Source organism: Thalassolituus sp. (assembly GCF_034111725.1).
Classification (GTDB): domain Bacteria; phylum Pseudomonadota; class Gammaproteobacteria; order Pseudomonadales; family Oceanobacteraceae; genus Thalassolituus.
On the sequence record NZ_JAWUWR010000024.1, the window covers coordinates 1 to 17,483 of the forward strand.

At 45.8% G+C, this 17,483-nt stretch carries 13 protein-coding genes; 7 read left to right on the forward strand and 6 right to left on the reverse strand.

The window, feature by feature from the left end:
* The 3 genes from UXZ23_RS03585 to UXZ23_RS03595 all read left to right on the forward strand — a co-directional run.
* The coding region (locus UXZ23_RS03585; protein ID WP_320819276.1) for an EAL domain-containing protein at positions 1-507 on the forward strand (507 nt) is incomplete at its 5' end.
* Between the two features lie 69 nt (positions 508-576).
* Positions 577-837: a hypothetical protein gene (locus UXZ23_RS03590; RefSeq protein WP_320819277.1), complete on the forward strand. Its 261-nt coding sequence runs from the start codon at positions 577-579 to the stop codon at positions 835-837.
* An 8-nt stretch (positions 838-845) separates the two neighbouring features.
* Positions 846-3,707: an insulinase family protein gene (locus UXZ23_RS03595; protein WP_320819278.1), complete on the forward strand. Its 2,862-nt coding sequence runs from the start codon at positions 846-848 to the stop codon at positions 3,705-3,707.
* A 19-nt stretch (positions 3,708-3,726) separates the two neighbouring features.
* On the opposite strand, the gene UXZ23_RS03600 is transcribed toward UXZ23_RS03595, so the two are convergent.
* Entirely contained in the window at positions 3,727-4,758 is a 1,032-nt protein-coding gene (locus UXZ23_RS03600) for an AraC family transcriptional regulator (protein WP_320819279.1), read from the reverse strand.
* A 118-nt stretch (positions 4,759-4,876) separates the two neighbouring features.
* On the opposite strand from UXZ23_RS03600, the gene UXZ23_RS03605 reads away from it, so the two are divergent.
* A complete protein-coding gene (locus UXZ23_RS03605) occupies positions 4,877-6,331 on the forward strand; it encodes an NAD(P)/FAD-dependent oxidoreductase (RefSeq protein WP_320819280.1) in 1,455 nt (484 codons plus the stop codon).
* Positions 6,332-6,367: 36 nt separating this feature from the next.
* Positions 6,368-7,138 (forward strand): SDR family oxidoreductase, encoded by a 771-nt coding sequence (locus UXZ23_RS03610; RefSeq protein ID WP_320819281.1) that lies wholly within the window; start codon positions 6,368-6,370, stop codon positions 7,136-7,138.
* Between the two features lie 43 nt (positions 7,139-7,181).
* Here UXZ23_RS03610 and UXZ23_RS03615 read toward each other — a convergent pair whose 3' ends face one another.
* The 5 genes from UXZ23_RS03615 to UXZ23_RS03635 form a co-directional block, all read right to left on the reverse strand.
* Complete coding sequence (locus UXZ23_RS03615; RefSeq protein ID WP_320819282.1) at positions 7,182-7,496, reverse strand: hypothetical protein; 315 nt, start codon at positions 7,494-7,496, stop codon at positions 7,182-7,184.
* Entirely contained in the window at positions 7,496-9,370 is a 1,875-nt protein-coding gene (locus tag UXZ23_RS03620; protein ID WP_320819283.1) for a TIGR03545 family protein, read from the reverse strand. Before UXZ23_RS03620 ends, UXZ23_RS03615 begins: the two co-directional genes overlap by 1 nt.
* A 3-nt stretch (positions 9,371-9,373) precedes the next feature.
* Complete coding sequence (locus tag UXZ23_RS03625) at positions 9,374-9,883, reverse strand: TIGR03546 family protein (protein ID WP_320819284.1); 510 nt, start codon at positions 9,881-9,883, stop codon at positions 9,374-9,376.
* 213 nt (positions 9,884-10,096) lie between these two features.
* A complete protein-coding gene (locus UXZ23_RS03630; RefSeq protein WP_320819285.1) occupies positions 10,097-12,070 on the reverse strand; it encodes a sensor histidine kinase in 1,974 nt (657 codons plus the stop codon).
* Entirely contained in the window at positions 12,070-13,248 is a 1,179-nt protein-coding gene (locus UXZ23_RS03635; RefSeq protein WP_320819286.1) for a transporter substrate-binding protein, read from the reverse strand. The genes UXZ23_RS03630 and UXZ23_RS03635 overlap by 1 nt, the downstream gene beginning before the upstream one ends.
* A gap of 407 nt (positions 13,249-13,655) precedes the next feature.
* On the opposite strand from UXZ23_RS03635, the gene UXZ23_RS03640 reads away from it, so the two are divergent.
* A complete protein-coding gene (locus UXZ23_RS03640; protein ID WP_320819287.1) occupies positions 13,656-14,774 on the forward strand; it encodes an efflux RND transporter periplasmic adaptor subunit in 1,119 nt (372 codons plus the stop codon).
* 15 nt (positions 14,775-14,789) lie between these two features.
* The coding region (locus UXZ23_RS03645; RefSeq protein ID WP_320819288.1) for an efflux RND transporter permease subunit at positions 14,790-17,483 on the forward strand (2,694 nt) is incomplete at its 3' end.

The following is a 17,483-nucleotide window of genomic DNA, read 5'->3' on the forward strand; positions in this document are numbered from 1 at the left end:
ACCGAAACCTTGAACATCGTTGTTGATGCAAGTGGTTTACCAGCCGGTTGTACCGACCATTTCTTAGCCGCACTCAATAGCGCACGCGAGCAGATGCCAATCCAATGCTTTATTATTTTGGATGAGGACTATTTAATCAGCGACGATCCAAGTGCCCAAGCTTGGCAAGCACAGCTACTAGACCATGGCTGCAAACGCTTGATTAGTCATTTTGGTCGTAGCTTTCTCAATGCTCGTCAAATTCTTAACTTACCGATTGACGGTATTTCACTGGCGCCTGAGTTTCTCACCAATATTCAGGACTCCAAAATAGGCGCACCGGGCATACGAATGCTGCAAAAGCTGCATGAACACGGCGTATTGATATACGCCCGCAACATCCACCAATTAGAAGCCTTAGCGGCATCTCAAAAAGCCAATATCGATTGGCTCAGCGGTGCCGTAATGTCGCATGAGCTGCATCTTAATCAGCTGCATTGGTACGGACCTGACAGTCAATTGGGGTAACCTCTACCCCAAGGTTGGCTATCCCATAGGGGGCTGGGTATGATAGCGGTCTAAACTCAGGAGCCGACTGTGAATAAAGATAAAGCCTACCACCAGATTGCCCTCGCTTGCCTCAAGACTCTGCGCGGGGGAAGCGCTGCGAACTCTAACGATCAAGTAAAAGAGCTATACAAAGTTATTGATAAAGCGTTTGAAGGGCAATTTGCCTTGTTACTGACGGAACTGGAAGATGCTAAAGGGCGTCTACATCAAATAGAACAACTAGACCCGCTCAAGCATTCGCTTGCTGATGCTCAAGCGATTATTCAATACAACGGAACAGCACACTAGGAGCTGGCATGTTATCGCCGCGTTACTGGATCTTTTTTTTAATCGTATTAGCCGCCATTGGTTACTCTATGTTGAAACCCGACACTCTGACATCTGTTGGCTCTAGTGAGATCATTACTAGCCCAGCAGACCCGTTCAGTTACCGCTATTTAGAATTCGATAACGGCCTCAAAGTCGTGTTAATTAACACACCGAACACCGACAAAGCCGCAGCAGCAATGACCGTTAGTGTCGGCAGTGGCGATGATCCAGATAACCGTAATGGCTTAGCTCACTTTCTTGAGCACATGCTATTTTTGGGGACAGATCCGTATCCAGAACCGGGCGAATACCAAGCCTATATTAGCCGCAACGGCGGTAGCCATAACGCCTTTACTGCGCACGCCCAAACAACCTATTTTTACGAAATAGAAAACGATGCTATGGCAGGAGCGCTCGACCGCTTTGCTCCTTTCTTTATTTCACCACGCTTTGATGAAGCCTATGTCGATCGCGAGAAAAATGCCGTTCATGCAGAGTTCCAATCAAAGTTAAAAGATGATTTTCGCCGTATTTTTTCCGCTGAAAAGCAGTCGATGAACCCCGAGCATCCATACGCCAAATTTTCAACAGGCAACCTCGATACCCTGTCAGATACTGCCAACAGTAAAGTACGCGATGACTTACTCGCCTTCTATAAAGAACACTATTCATCTGACCGCATGACGCTTGTTTTAGCAGGCGATTATCCGTTAGAACAGCTAGAAGAATGGGCGCGTAGCCATTTCACTGCTGTTCCTAAACGCGAAATTGCCAAAAAAATTAATCACAAGCCTCTGTTTGTTGAAGGCCAATTACCACTCGATATGAACATTGAGCCGGTAAAAGAAATTCGTCGCTTGCAGTTCACCTTCCCAATGCCAGAAGTTATGAGCCTGTATGATTACAAGCCAGTGCAACTACTGTCGAATTTAATTGGCCACGAAGGGGAAGGCAGTTTACTGGCTTACCTAAAACAACAAGGCTGGGCAGAAGCACTTAGCTCTGGTCGTGCGATCAGCACAGAAAATGAATCTGCTTTAACAGTGCAAATTAGCCTTACTCGCTTGGGTCTTTTGCATACCGAAAATATTACTCAAGCCTTGATGCACTATTTTGAGTTAATGAAAGTTAAGCCATTTCCGGAATACTTAAAAACAGAACAGCAGCAACTGAACGAACTGACTTTCCGCTATTTAGAGCATGGCCAGTTGTCAGATTATGTGGTGCGCGTTAGCACTAATATGCAGTTATTTCCTGTTCAAGATATTATTTACGGCAATTACAAAGCGCTTATTCCGACTGATGAACAGATGCGCCCGTACTTAGATGCGTTGAGTGCTAACAATATGCTGCGCACTCTGATTGCACCGAGTGTTGTTACCGATATGGTTGACCCTTGGTACGCGACCCCAATGCGCATTCGTCCTAGCGATTACGCTAAGCTCGATATCGAAACCAGTGGTTTAGATGCATTGCATTTACCTGTGGCCAATCCTTTTATACCAACCGATTTTAGTTTGCATGCGGGTACCGAACGCGCAACGCCAACGGCGCTGATACGTAACGATGGTCAACAAGCTTGGTATTATCCAGAAAACGAATTCAAAGCACCCAAAAGCCAAATTATTTTGCGCTTAGCACTAGAGCCAGTGCAACAAAGTGCGCGCCAACAAGTACTGGCAAAGTTGTACGCCCGCGCTATTAATGAAGCATTAAATACCTACAGCTATCCAGCATCGTTAGCGGGTTTAAATTACTCGCTCAGCGCGACGAATCGAGGCTTAGATATTGGCTTTGGCGGCTATCAGGATAAATTACCTGAACTGATGCGACGTGTTTTAAGCGAAATGGACAACATCGTCATTAGCGATGATGAATTCGATCGCTATCGCGCATCACTGCAGCGCTCTTTAGAAAATAATCTAAAAGCCAAACCCTTCCAACGTACCATCGCTGAACTCAAGCATTGGTTATATGAGCCGTCTTTCAACGAAGATGACTTGCTAGAGGCATTAGCGGGTGTAAACCGCGAAGATGTTATTAGCTTTGCTAACGATTACAGCAACGACTTGTCCAGCATTCTTTACGTACATGGCAACGTCAGTGAAGAAGACGCAAAAGAAATGGCCGATATCGTTGCTAAGCGTTTCCCTGCCAATGCCTCAACTTTGCCTTTACCTGAAGTTAAACAATTTCCTGCAGGTCAATTCAGCCAAGTCATTGAGCAAGACCATCCAGATAATGCCTTTAGCCTATACATTCAAGGACAAGCAACCGACGATAACAGTCGTGCGCGCATGTCACTGCTAACGCAAATACTCAGCGCCCCGTATTACCAATACATGCGCACAGAACAACAACTCGGCTATGTAGTCATTGCCACGGCATTTCCACAGCAAACGGTTCCTGGGCTGTTATTTGTCGTGCAATCACCAACCGCAACCCCTGATGAAATCATGCAACAAAGCCAAATTTTCTTCGAAAATTTCGCGCCTCAGTTAGCCAGCACAACACCTAAAGAATTTACTGCATTTAAAGAGGGTTTGGTGACCTTGTTATTGGAAAAAGCTAAAAACATGCCGGAAAAAGCCGGACAATTTTGGCAAGAAATAACCATTGGTCGTTACAGTTTTGATACTCGTAGTGCGATTGCTGAACACGTTAAAACACTTACTCTCGACGACATTATTACGCTTTATAATGATGCCATTACCGAGAAGAAATATAGCTGGGCCGTATTTAGCAAAGGCGGTGACATTGGAAACCTTGCACCTCTGGCTGAACAAAATCGCAGCGAGCTTTCTGCGTTTCCGCGCCCCGATTTAAGTGCCATTCCAACGACGAACTGATTGCTAGATCAAACTGGCGTCACAGCGATTTATCAAGCTGCTGACGCCGGTATTGAGCAGGAGACACTCCCTTCCAACGCCGAAATGCATGACTAAAATTGGATAAATCTGAATAACCGACACGCTCAGCAATTTCGTCCAATTGAATATATCCAGCACTCAATAAGGCCTCTGCCATCCCTAAGCGAACGTCATCTCTTACCACTCGCCATTGCGTGCCCTCCTCCGCTAATTGACGGTGCATAGTGCGGGACGACATATTTAAGTAACTCGCCACCCGCTCCATACTAGATCCTAAGCCGGAGTGTAGTAATGCATTGCGTACCTGTTCCGCAAAGCCTAGCCATTCCTGCCGTGTAGCCAATAAGTCACGACATTGCTGCTCACACAGCGCTAACGTTACCGCATTGGCACGGGGTAACGGTTTGTCCAATATCTCAGCTGATAAAACGACTGCATTGCGATTTGCACTAAATATAATAGGGCACTGTGCCAAGCCATTTAAAACGTGACGCTGCTCTAACGATAAATCAGGCTCAGGCGAGATTAGTTCAACACGTTCTCTAGGGACTTCTCCATTGAAGACTTCACGCTGAATAAGCAGTAGCGCGCCGATATCGCGACCTAACGCCATTAATGCGCCTAGACCATCATGACGTGAGGTATAAACCATAGAGGCCTCCTGCCCCTCAATCCTCAGCGAGATATCGCAGAAAGAATAGGTCAAATCAACGTAACGCAATCCTAATTCAATGGCCTTGCCTAAACTCGGACTGGCAAGCAAAGCAAAGCCCCAGATGCCGTAGCTGGTGAGTTGGTATTGCATCCCCAACTCAAAACCAGCCAGAAATGGACTATCGACGGCCTGCGCTAAGTTATCCAGCAGGCGGAGTTCTTGTGACTCGTTCACCATTTGTATCGGATTAAACGGCATCAATTCCTGTAAATGAGTGCCCGCCAGCAAGCATTCCGGATCAATACCCTGCTTGCGCGCAAATTCTAGAATCAGAATTACACTACTAATGCTGCGGCTGACCGAACGATTAACCATTGCTCCTACTCCGCGTGTCCGATAATCACAAAAACTCGTCCGATTGTGACATGGCTTCTAGCGGACGTCTGCCACAAAATAGGCAACTAGCTTAAATAACGATAATAACAGGTGACGCATGCAACACATTGAATGCCTAATCATTGGTGCCGGCTTCGGCGGCATCGGCATGGCAATACAATTAAAGAAATCTGGAAAGTCTGATTTCCAAATATGGGAAAAGGCGAGCGATTTCGGCGGCTGCTGGCGCGACAACACCTACCCCGGTGCTGCCTGTGATGTCCCATCGCATCTTTATTCGTATTCATTTGCGCCCAAAAAAAACTGGCAATACCGATTTGCGCGTCAACCAGAAATTCTAAGCTACATTCAACAATGTGCTCAGCAATATCAACTAATAAGTCACCTCAGGTTCGATCATGGCGTGCGCTCAGCGGCTTTCGACAAACAGCAACAGCTGTGGGTAATTGAGGCTGAAAACGGTAATAAAATTACTACTCGTTACCTGATGACTGCAACGGGGCAACTTAATCGCCCTCTTATTCCAAGCATCTCAGGGCTAGATACTTTTAAGGGTGAGCACTTCCACTCTGCTCAATGGCGTCATGATATTGATCTCACAGGGAAAACAGTCGCCGTTATCGGCACCGGAGCCTCTGCGATTCAATTTGTGCCCGAAATTACTAAGATCGCTGCTCAGGTTACCTTATTTCAACGCTCTGCCCCGTATGTTTTGCCTAAACCTGATCGCGCTTACAAGCCTTGGGAACACACACTATTGAAGTGGGTGCCGGGCCTGCAAAAACTGAGTCGCGTAAAAACCTACTTACAGTATGAAAGTCGCGTTTTGGGTTTTCGTTTTCATGAACATCTTATGAAAATTATGGCAGGACAATGGGCTCGCTACATGAAGTCCCAAATTAAAGATCCAGAATTGCGCAGCGCTTTAACACCCAATTATCCGATGGGCTGTAAGCGCATATTACTGGCTAATAATTACTACGAAACCATGAAACGTGAAAATGTCTCACTATGCAGTCATGGCATCAAGAGCGTTAATGACTCCGGCATAATTGATAATAATGGCCAGCACCATCCTGTGGATGTCATTATTTATGCGACCGGCTTTAAAGCCACCGAATTCTTAGTGCCAATAACGATTACTGGCACTAACGGCGAATCGTTGCACGATGTCTGGAAAAATGGTGCCGAGGCCTATTTTGGCATTAACGTTCAAGGTTTCCCGAATTTATTTATGCTGTATGGTCCAAATACAAATCTTGGCCATAACTCAATCATTTATATGCTAGAAAGCCAATTCCGATACATTTTATCGGCGATCAAATACCAAGAAAAAGGCGGTTTCCGTAGTATTGATGTGTTGACTGCGCCACAAAGAGTATTTAACGAGAATATACAAGCCAAGATAAAGAATACGGTATGGAACCAAGGCTGCCACAGCTGGTACATAACCGATGAAGGTAAAAACACCGTCAACTGGCCAACCTTCACATTTAACTATCGTCGAATGACGCGTAAATTTCACTCCGCCGACTATCATAGCCAACGATAGCTAAATCGTTAGAACCAATACATATGGACAACTAAAATGATAAAAACAGCATTTGTTACCGGTGCAGCATCAGGTATTGGAAAGTCGACAGTTGAGGCTCTCTACGCCAATGGCTGGACACTTGGCCTCGCGGACATTAACGTCGAAGTATTAAAAGAAATCAGTGCACACTGGGACTCTAATCGGGTGCACTGTTATCAACTTGATGTGCGCGATGCCCAACAAGTGACAGACCGCATTAAAAGCTTCGCCGAGTGCAACAAACAACGACTCGACCTCTTATTTAACTGCGCAGGTATTTTACAGGTTGATCGGTTTGAAGATATCAGTGCTGAGCGACATCAACAAATATTTGATATCAACGTCATGGGCGTCATTCACGGCTGCCAAGCCGCATTTCCATATCTACGTAATACCCCCAGATCACAAGTCATTAACATGAGTTCAGCATCTGCAACCTATGGTGTTCCACACATGGCGAGCTATTCAGCATCAAAGTTCGCGATACGTGGCTTGACGGAAGCGTTAAATATTGAATGGGCAGATCACAAGATTAGCGTGACCGATATCATGCCGCCTTTTGTTAATACGCACATGGTGACGTCACAGACCAGCGAGTCGCGCATCATGCAACGCTTAGGTGTAAACCTCGACGCCAGCGATATTACCGCGGCCATTCTGGCGCAAATTGAGAACCCTAAAACCCACCGCGCGGTGAGTTTACAATTTCAGATCCTTTATGCTCTGAATCAAATCACACCCGCGTGGCTAAATCGCCAGATGATGCGCTTTTTAAATCGCCCATAAACCCCAAAAAGCCGCTGTTCAAAATAACAGCGGCGTATCGATACTACTCAGGGCGATCAGTATTTGGTGGGTTAATATCTAACAAGAAATGTCCGTAGATATCTTGTTGGCCAAGGTCAATAACAATCACCATAGCAACCCCCATAAACTCGCTATTTACAAGAATGTGTTCGTACTCGTCACTCATACGATATACATGTGTAACAGCACCTGTGCGACAATCAAATCCACAGAAATCGGCAACCGGAATAGCCTCCACGTACTGCCATAAATGCGGCACTGGCTGACCTGAATTAGCTCGCTGTGGATTAATGCGAGTAGCGGCAAATTCTTCCGGTGTTAAACGTCGTGTAATCATTAAAATAGCTTTTTAAGTTTATCTTTAGCTTGTTGTTCGGCTTCTTTCTTTTTGCGATCAGCTTCGGCTTTTGCAGCTGCTTTTTCGGCATCTATTTTAGCCTGAACAGCTGCTTTTTCGGCATCGACTTTGGCTTTAGCTTCACGTTCTTTTTGCGCAGTAAAGTCTTCTAGCTGCTGACCAGCCATGTCTTTAAGTGCATTAAAGCGATCGCCCATTGAGCCATCCATCGCAGCCAATTGCTGTAATTCGCCAGCGTAATCACCACCGTACTGAGCAATTTGAGCTGTTAGACGTGTATGCAATTTCGCTTCTAGCTCGTCTTGTTTTGCACGTATGCGTTGATTAAAGGCTTTGCTTAGCTGTTTGTCTAAATCTGAACCAAATTCTATTTTTGGCGTTAATAAATTGCCTTTAGCGCCCGCATTGACCGTAAACTCAGTAATACCGGCCAGAGCTTGGTTCATTTCCCGCGCGAATGTTGTTTTACCTGCACCACTGAACGTAGCGTCACGGACAGTCGCATCCGCCGTCGCATTCAGTTTACCCGCGACAACTTGCGCATCGGCTTTCACTTGTACCCGCGATGATGCCAATTCAGCACCGGCTATGCCCAAATTAACCGGGGCAAGACGCCAGTCACTGATGGTTAACGTCGCACTATCTGTAGCTGGCTGCTGGCGATGGTCAAGTGTAATCACACTATTAAGATCACCAACCCGTTGTAACTTATCGCCCGTAATTGTTAATACTGATGATCGCTGGGTTACATCTTGTTGATGAGTAAGATCGCGACCGTTAATCACTAAATAACCACCGTCAAACGGGCCAGTAATATGGGCATTGCGGATCAAAAATTCCGGCCAAGGATCATTGCTTGGAAAATGAACAAAACGACCAGTTAACCGTGAGTCTTCAATCACTTCCGACTCTTCTTCACCATCTGATGCTAAATATGGGCTGATGAGTTCATACCAATACAAGGCTTGGCTTGCCCATTCAGCGGCTTGATCGCCAAATAGTAAACCCGTGATATTGGCAGCACCACTGGCGTTAAGTTGATATTTATCACGTAAATACGCTAGATCTTCACCAGGTGCATTTTTCAAATTAGCAGCCGCTAATTGAATATCTTTACGGCTAGCTTGAATAACATCACGTGCTTGCTGCACTGCAGCTTGATCAGCCTTGAAGCGTTTTTTAAGTTCATCGAACTTAGCTTTACGCTGTTTGAAATCTTCCAGCGATGAAAAGCTCCCACTCGTTAACGCTTTCAGCTCAGCTTCATACTTAGCCAAGTCTGCTTGGCTCGGTACACTGGCAGCAGCGGCTTCGACGTCCGCCTTGCGCTGCTTATAAGTCGCCTCCATCGCTTCGCCCGCGGCCGTTGTTTTTAACGGTTCGCGCGCAAGAATTTCATCGGCACTCGGTAAGTCCTCAACACTAACCAACGGCTCTTCCGCTGCTTTTTTAGCGGCCTCAGCGGCGACTTCTTCAGCCGTCGGTTTTGCAATCGCGCCGCTTTCAGTGCGCTCAGTATTAAACTGTAAATGACTCACCCCAAGGTCACGAATAATGCCTTTACCCAGCAGTAATGGCGCTAACTCAAGTTGGGCATCGGCTTGGGTAAATTCGACTAGGTTACGCATTGGCTCGCGTGCATCAGCAACCTGCAAACGATTTAAGGTAACACCCAGCGGATTAAAGGTAACATCAACGTCATCCACGCTGACCTTAGCACCCGCCACCTCTGTACCTATGTATTCGATACTACCTTTAATTAACCATGGTAAAGCTAGAACGAAGATAACGACAAGCAGCGCCGTAACTGCAATAAAGCCTAATAAACCAGACCAACGAATCCATTGTTTCATGTCTTACTCCGCAAACTTTTGATAAAGGCTATAAAAGTTACTGGCCTTTAACATCTGAGTGATCTTCAATTTGTTCACCCAATTAAGTACTCGCTGACGATAAAGACGCACGAACACTAGCGATAAGAAAAATACTGGGATGAAAGCGATAGCCGCGATACACAAACCACCCAACGTGAGCGTGTGATTGAACGCCAACATGCGCCAAATATCTTGGGCATATAGCTCGGTCCACATAGCTTGTAAGTCTGGACGCGTTAGAAGTGCTTCACCCACTTGAATCGACCATATGTCGACTACCGCCATTCCAAGGATGGTGAACACCAATATTCCAAGAAAAAATGCACTGAGGTTTACGCGGATAATCATTGCCAACAGCAAGATCACAATATTATGCAGCGACCATAGCGGTGTTAAACCTATGATCATAGACAAGGTCAACGCCAAGGCAATTTGCCAAGGTGCAGATTCGGAATTCAGAGCTTTTAGCAGCTTCGCCAACATAGTTAACATGGTGCTTTCCTAGCAAATTGAGTAAAACAAGACTTGGGTCTGAATGTGAATACCGAGGGAATACCGATCAACTGATAGATGATAGACAAGTCCGCAGCTTCGGGCACCACTATAAAAGCCCGTCGCGTATAAATCCACCGTAGCCAGTGAGACAGGCCTAATAGTGTATGGTTCTACCGGAATTGAGATCAGATGCCCATAGCCAGAGTAGAACTAAGCCGCGTCGCTGTAGGATGGCAAGGCTATTTGAACTTTTGTACCTTTCCCTAGCTTGCTCATTATCTTTATTGAACCGCCATGCGCTTCGATAATGGAATGCGCAATCGAGAGTCCTAAACCGACTCCCTCCCCCACTGGGCGAGTGGTATAAAATGGATCAAAAATATGAGCTAAATGCTCCTGTTCCATCCCCGAACCACTATCTTGAAACTCAATAATAGTCTTCTGCCCACGCTGGTATGCGCGTACGCGCAGATCGCCCTTGTTCACACATGCTTTTAACGCATTGTCAGCGATGGCAGTAAATGCTTTTCGCATTTGCTCATGTTTAAAACGAATAGGCTGCTTAACATCAATGGAGTAATGTACCTTTACGCGCTCGACTAACGGAGAATTAACTTGGTTAACCGCAAATTGTAGGCACTCGTTGAGGTCAATGACTTGTTCTTCAGATTTATCCAATTCCGAGAAAACACCCAAGCTACCCACGATGCTTTTTACTCTCGCCAGCCCTTCTAACGATTCATTAAGTAACTCTTTCATGTCTTGGTTAACAAAGTTAATGTCTTCTTGTTTCTGAAATTCTTCCAGTTCACGATTAATTCCTTCGTAACCAGCACGGTCATTTTCCGTTGCGGCCTTTACATAGCGATCGTACATATCAACTAGTTGCACATAAATTTTAGAATACTGATGCATGGTATCCATATTCGACGTTACCACACTCATTGGATTATTGATTTCGTGGGCGACACCAGCCGCTAAATGCCCAATGGATGCCATCCTTTCCGATTGCAACAGCTGCGCTTGAGTACTGCGCAACGATTGCGCCATATCATTAAACTGATGAGCAAGCTCGCCAAGTTCATCCTGCCTTTCTACTTGTGAACGCACATCACGATCACCACGAGCTATTTTTTCTAAGTTATCAGATAAATCTTTTAACGGAGAGACAAGATTGCCAGAAACATGACGAGAAACAAGAAATACCAAGAGCAAAATAATCAACGTTACTCCCAAAGCTGAAAACTGCAAATCCGTGATCGCCGCTAACGCCATATTTTTTTCTCGACGAACTAAAACAACTGCATTAAGCGCTGGCAATGCTCGCGCACTAATCAACCAATTCTCTCCCCACTCATTAACGCTGCCACTAAAATCGCGGCCTAAATAAGCTGATGATAAAATGCGGCTTAATAGTGTGCCTCGATCAAAATGTCCATCGCCAAATAATTCATTAAAGCCACCATCGCTATCTCGGTGATAAACACTCAAAACCTGCTTACTACGATCATTAGTAGTGCTTAAAAACTGACGAATAGTACTAGGGTCTGGAATGAGAATAACAACGCCAATAAGCTGCTGATTTAAAATGGGCGATGCCATAAACGCAAAGCCATCAGAATCACCGATACCTACTTCAATAACACTATCCATTTGCCAAAGTGCTTGTTGGAAGGCACGTTGCATTGCCGTTCCGCTATAATCGACGTGGGTTAAATTCGCGCCATAAAGATCAGATTGCAACGCTGAAAAAACAACATCACCTTTTAAATTGACAAATAAGAGATCAGTTAAGCCGTGTTTCTCAGCGTAAAAGGCGAGGTAGCTCCAATAACGATCCTGCTGGTCTTGATAATCCATCGAGTAAAGTTCTTTTACGTCATAAACCGCAGAAAAATCCACCATTGCTCCCTGAACGTAAGGAGAGCGAGAAAAAATGCGAACATCTTCAACTTGTGCCACTACAGCAAGATCCACTTCACGCTGCAATCTTTGGGTCAGCTCCTCTAAATCATCCATCATGTTTTGCGCTAGCCTACTTTCGGCATACGTCATACCTATACCTACCAGCAGCAATACGGGTAGCAGTACGAGCAACATCATCCATGCAAGCATTCGTGCTTGCATGCTGCGGAATTGGTAGCCTTGAAGCGAGCGCAGCCGTCGGCGTAACCGTTTTAGCATTAACGCTCCCCAACCGTTGTCGCACGCCACAGTCCACCGGCATTACGCCAATAGATTGTAAGATTGTGCTGCCAATCCGATGGTGCTTCTAATCCAGGAAACATCACAGGACGAATAGCGGCATTCGATATCCATAACAACCGCTGCTCGTTATTCCGAACCTGAGCTATATATAGGGTGTGCCAAGTCCCTTGGAAAGCGTGGTCGACGGTAATAGCTCCGCCTGCGGTTAGGGCATTTCGTCCTAGTACAAAATCCAACAGGCTGCGGTTATCTGTCGTTAGACCTCGGTTAAATGCTTCACCAAGCCAATTAGCACTTAACTCTGACAAAATAATAAGACCATCCAACTCATCGCCCCAGTCAGCTTTCAAACGGTGAATTTCTTGATTATGTGGATTCTCAAAATAATGACTAATAAAGTACATATCGACATCATTAGGAGGATTTTGATCGACACATAGCGAAAACAATTTAACGCCTGTTTTTTTCAATGCATGATTAAAGCTACGATCAAACATCCACTCGCAGGCATCCGTAACAAGTACATCCGCTTTAAAATATTTGATTTTATCGATAATTGATGGGAGCTGTTCGATATTACTCATAAAATCAGAGGCAACGATTTGCGCATCACGAGTTACGAGTAACTGACGGCTAATCAATCTAAGCAGCATGGCAGAGCGCGCCGACTCAGTGCCTAAGAATTGGATTCTTCCACCTAAATTCTGCCGAACCCAACTAACCGCTGGAAACAAATATTGATTAGCCACTACCCCTAAGTGGATAACATGGCGGGAATTAATTAAGCCTTCCGAGCTACCCGGATATAAAAGTACGAGATCACTTTTTTCTAACACAGGCAATACTTGGCGCACACAAGAAGAATCGCCACATCCCATTACCGCCGCAACTGGACCTTGCGCCAATATCTCGTCAAAGCGCGATTGCATATCATCGCGACTGAGTAGACTATCAACCATCTCCACCACGACATCGGATTCTGTTACTCGCTGCAAGGTACGTCGCAGCGTCTGCACCATGGCAGCATCCCGCCCCGCCATCGATCCCGAGTGCGCAGCCATGACGATCAAACGCAAGCCAGTCTGTTGATGCGGCCAGAACCAAACACCAGCAATAAGCAGTACGAGAATAATCATCACTACTGTACGCTTCATCAAACTGCCTCTAAGACACCCACAAACACTTTTTAGCAATCACCCTAAACCAGCATTGCTAATATCTTTATAGTAGCAGATAAGGTAGTACTGGCGGTTATATAGAGCAAAAAGGGCTAAAAGCCGATACTCGTCTCTAATCTTGGCGTAAGTAACCACGTTGTAACCTCGTTCTTGTTACAATGTCATCAATCTCAGCGCTGCATCCAGCTATTGTACCAATTACATTAACAATCCTTTCCGAGTGACCGATCTATTCAGAGGGGTTCTAAGTCGTTATAAATAACACTCAATTATCTAATCGCTCGGCTATTTGGCTAAGTAATTAATACTGTATCGGCAAAACTTTCTGTGTCGCTGTCGACGAGCGGCCTTAAAAGCAGCATCGGAACAACAACGAGGAAAATATGGCAAGATTAATATCACGCATCCGTCACGGGTTTATCGTTAGTACTATCCTCCTAGCTATAGTGGGATGCAGTGAACAACAGGGAAGTGCGCCAGAAGGTCCGCAGATGCCTCCTCCGGCAGTCGGAGTGGTAACCATTCAATCCGAATCTCTAAAGCTATACGATAATCTACCGGGACGAGTTTCCGCCTTCCGCACGGCAGAGATTCGTCCTCAAGTGAGTGGCATTATTCTAAAACGCTTCTTTGAAGAAGGCGCTTCAGTTAATGCCGGTGAAAAGCTCTATCAAATCGAACCGACTTTATATGAGGCTGAACTCGCCAGCGCAGAAGCCCAACTCGCAGTTGCCGAGGCAAACGCTTATAGCGCTCATCTACGCGCCGAACGCTATAAAAAGCTGTCCAAAAATTCGGCCGTAAGCGAACAAGAGCTGGATGATTCTGAAGCAACAGCAAAACAGACAGAGGCTCAAGTCAAAGCGGCTCAGGCTGCGGTTCGCTCTGCACGCATTAACTTAAGTTACACAGAAATCACAGCGCCAATATCTGGTGTTATTGGTCGTTCAACGATCACTGAAGGCGCACTGGTTTCAGCACAACAATCGACAGCGTTAACGATTATCCGCCAATTAAGCCCTATTTACGTTGATATTCAGCGTCCGGCAAGCTCTGTCTTGCTGATGAGAAACCCATCATTACCGCGTGAGGTAACTCTTTCGCTCGAAGATGGTACTTCTGTCGAAAAAACAGGTGAGCTGCAATTCAGTGATGCCAATGTCGACCCTGGCACTGGCACCGTAAACGTCCGCGCCCTGTTTGAAAATGCTGACCACCTGCTACTACCAGGCATGTTCGTACGCGCGAATGTGCCAAGTTCATTAATTGAAAATGCACTACTTGTGCCGCAGCAAGCCGTAATACGCCAAGCTGGCGGAGCAACCACGACTTACGTTGTGAACAGTGACAATGTCGTAGAAGTCCGCGGTGTCGAAGTCACTCGTGCAATAGGAGATAAGTGGCTGGTGAAAAGTGGCTTAAAAGTGGACGACCGTATTGTTATCAGCGGGCTGCAGAAAATAAAACCTGGGGTCACAGTGACTCCAGAAGAAACTAAGTAAGGGGGATTCTGCAACATGGCCAGATTTTTTATTGACCGACCCATTTTTGCTTGGGTAATTTCCATCGTGATTATGTTGGCGGGTGCTTCTGCGGTGATGGAACTGCCAGTACAGCAATATCCAACCATTGCTCCTCCAGCCGTAAGTGTCAGTGCTTCTTATCCTGGTGCGTCTGCACAAACCTTAGAACAAAGCGTTACTCAGGTAATTGAACAAAATATGACGGGGCTTGATAACCTCTTATATATGTCGTCGAAAAGCAGCAGTGCCGGCACTGCGACGGTAACGCTAACCTTCTCTCCCGGCACCGATGCTGATATAGCTCAGGTTCAAGTACAAAACAAACTGTCGTTGGCGGAAGCGCTATTACCGGCAGAAGTTAAGCAACAAGGTCTCAGTGTAACTAAAGCTTCGACTTCATTTTTAATGGTCATCGGTTTAGTTTCTAAGTCGGGAGAAATGACACGGGTCGACCTGGCTGACTACATCAATAGCTATATAAAAGACCCCTTGTCGCGTACTAACGGTGTCGGCGATATTCGTGTATTTGGTTCACAATACGCCATGCGTATTTGGCTAAAACCAGAGAAATTAACCGGTTATGGCCTTACTCCAATTGATGTTAAAAATGCTATCGGCACGCAAAACAACCAATTTGCCTCGGGTCAACTCGGTGGCCTACCGGCAGCCTCGAACCAGCAGTTGAATGCAACCATTATTGCGCAAACACGTCTAGAAGCTGCTGATCAATTTGAAAATATCTTATTAAAAGTAAATGCCGATGGCTCGCAAGTCCGACTGAAAGATGTGGCCAACATTGAACTCGGTGCGGAAAACTATTCCGTTATGGGCTTTTATAACGGCAATCCTGCAGCAGGGGTTGCGATTCAACTCGCCAGTGGCGCAAACGCTCTTGGAACCGCAAAAGCAGTGCGAGAACGTATCAGCCAATTATCTGCTTTTTTCCCTGACGATATTGACGTCGTATATCCCTACGACACGACACCATTCGTTGAGATTTCTATTAAAGAAGTGGTCAATACGCTAATTGAAGCGGTGATCTTAGTATTCTTGGTGATTTTCTTATTTTTAGGTAACTTCCGTGCGACCTTGATTCCAACCATTGCCGTACCGGTTGTCTTATTAGGTACCTTCGGAGTAATGGCTGTATTTGGCTACAGTATTAACACGCTTACAATGTTCGGCATGGTATTAGCTATCGGTCTATTAATTGACGATGCCATCGTTGTCGTTGAGAACGTTGAGCGGGTGATGGAAGAAGAAGGTTTACCACCAAAAGAAGCTACGCGTAAATCGATGGATCAAATAACCTCAGCTCTTATTGGTATTGCGCTGGTGCTATCCGCCGTATTCGTCCCTATGGCACTCATGAGTGGCTCGACTGGTTCTATTTATCGTCAGTTCTCCCTCACCATCGTGTCGTCAATGGTACTTTCGGTGTTCGTAGCATTGACCCTGACTCCAGCATTATGTGCGGCCATATTAAAACCTGCTCACAAAGGTGAGTTAAGTGAGCAACGTGGGTTCTTTGGTTGGTTTAATCGCCTTTTCCATAAAGGTACGGGGGGCTATGTTCGCTCTGTAAATGGCACATTAAAGCGTCCAATTCGTATGATCTTGGTCTACGGTGGCATGGTTGCGGTATTAATATTTCTTTATGCTCGCTTACCTGCGTCTTTCTTACCGACAGAAGACCAAGGGGTTATCCTTAACCTAGTTCAACTACCTGAAGGCGCAACGATTGAGCGCACCAACGAAGTAATGATAAAAATGAAAGATCATTACCTTGCTGATCCTGCGGTTAAATCAATCTTCACCGCCTCTGGTTTTAGCTTTGCAGGCCAAGGTCAGAATATGGGTCTAGGTTTCGTGATGCTTAAACACTGGGATGAGCGTCAGAGCCCTGGGTTATCCGCAGATGCGACGATTGGTCGTGCTTGGGGTGCATTAAGTCAAATAAAAGACGCCACAATTTATCCAATTAATCTACCTCCGATTCCGGCACTAGGCACAGCATCAGGGTTCGATGTGATGTTGCAAGATCGTAACAATATCGGGCACGATAACTTATTATTGGCACGTAATATGTTGCTCGGGATGGCAGCACAAGATGCACGACTTAACAGAGTTCGCCCCAACGGCATGAACGATGCTCCAATATTTAAAATTGACATCGACTACGAGCGAGTGAAATCGTTGGGCTTAGAAATCGCTGATGTGAACTCTACTTTAAGTACGGCTTGGGGTGGCTCATACGTCAATGACTTCCTAGATAATGGCCGTGTGAAAAAAGTATTTGTTCAGGGTGAAGCGTCTTCGCGCATGCTGCCGAGCGATCTAGATAAATGGTATGTACGCAACAAAGATGGCGAAATGGTGCCTTTCTCTGCCTTTATCTCAACTCACTGGGAATACGGCTCACCGTTACTAGAGCGTTACAACGGTTTACCATCGATGAATATACAAGGCGAGGCGGCTCCTGGCTTGAGTACCGGTGATGCAATGGCTGCGATGGAAGAACTGGTTAAGAAATTGCCATCGGGGGTGAGTCTTGAATGGACGGGAATGTCGTTACAAGAACGTATGTCTGGTGCGCAAGCGCCGATCCTCTACGCTATCTCGTTATTGGTTGTATTCCTTTGCTTAGCAGCCTTATATGAAAGCTGGTCAGTACCATTCGCGGTTATT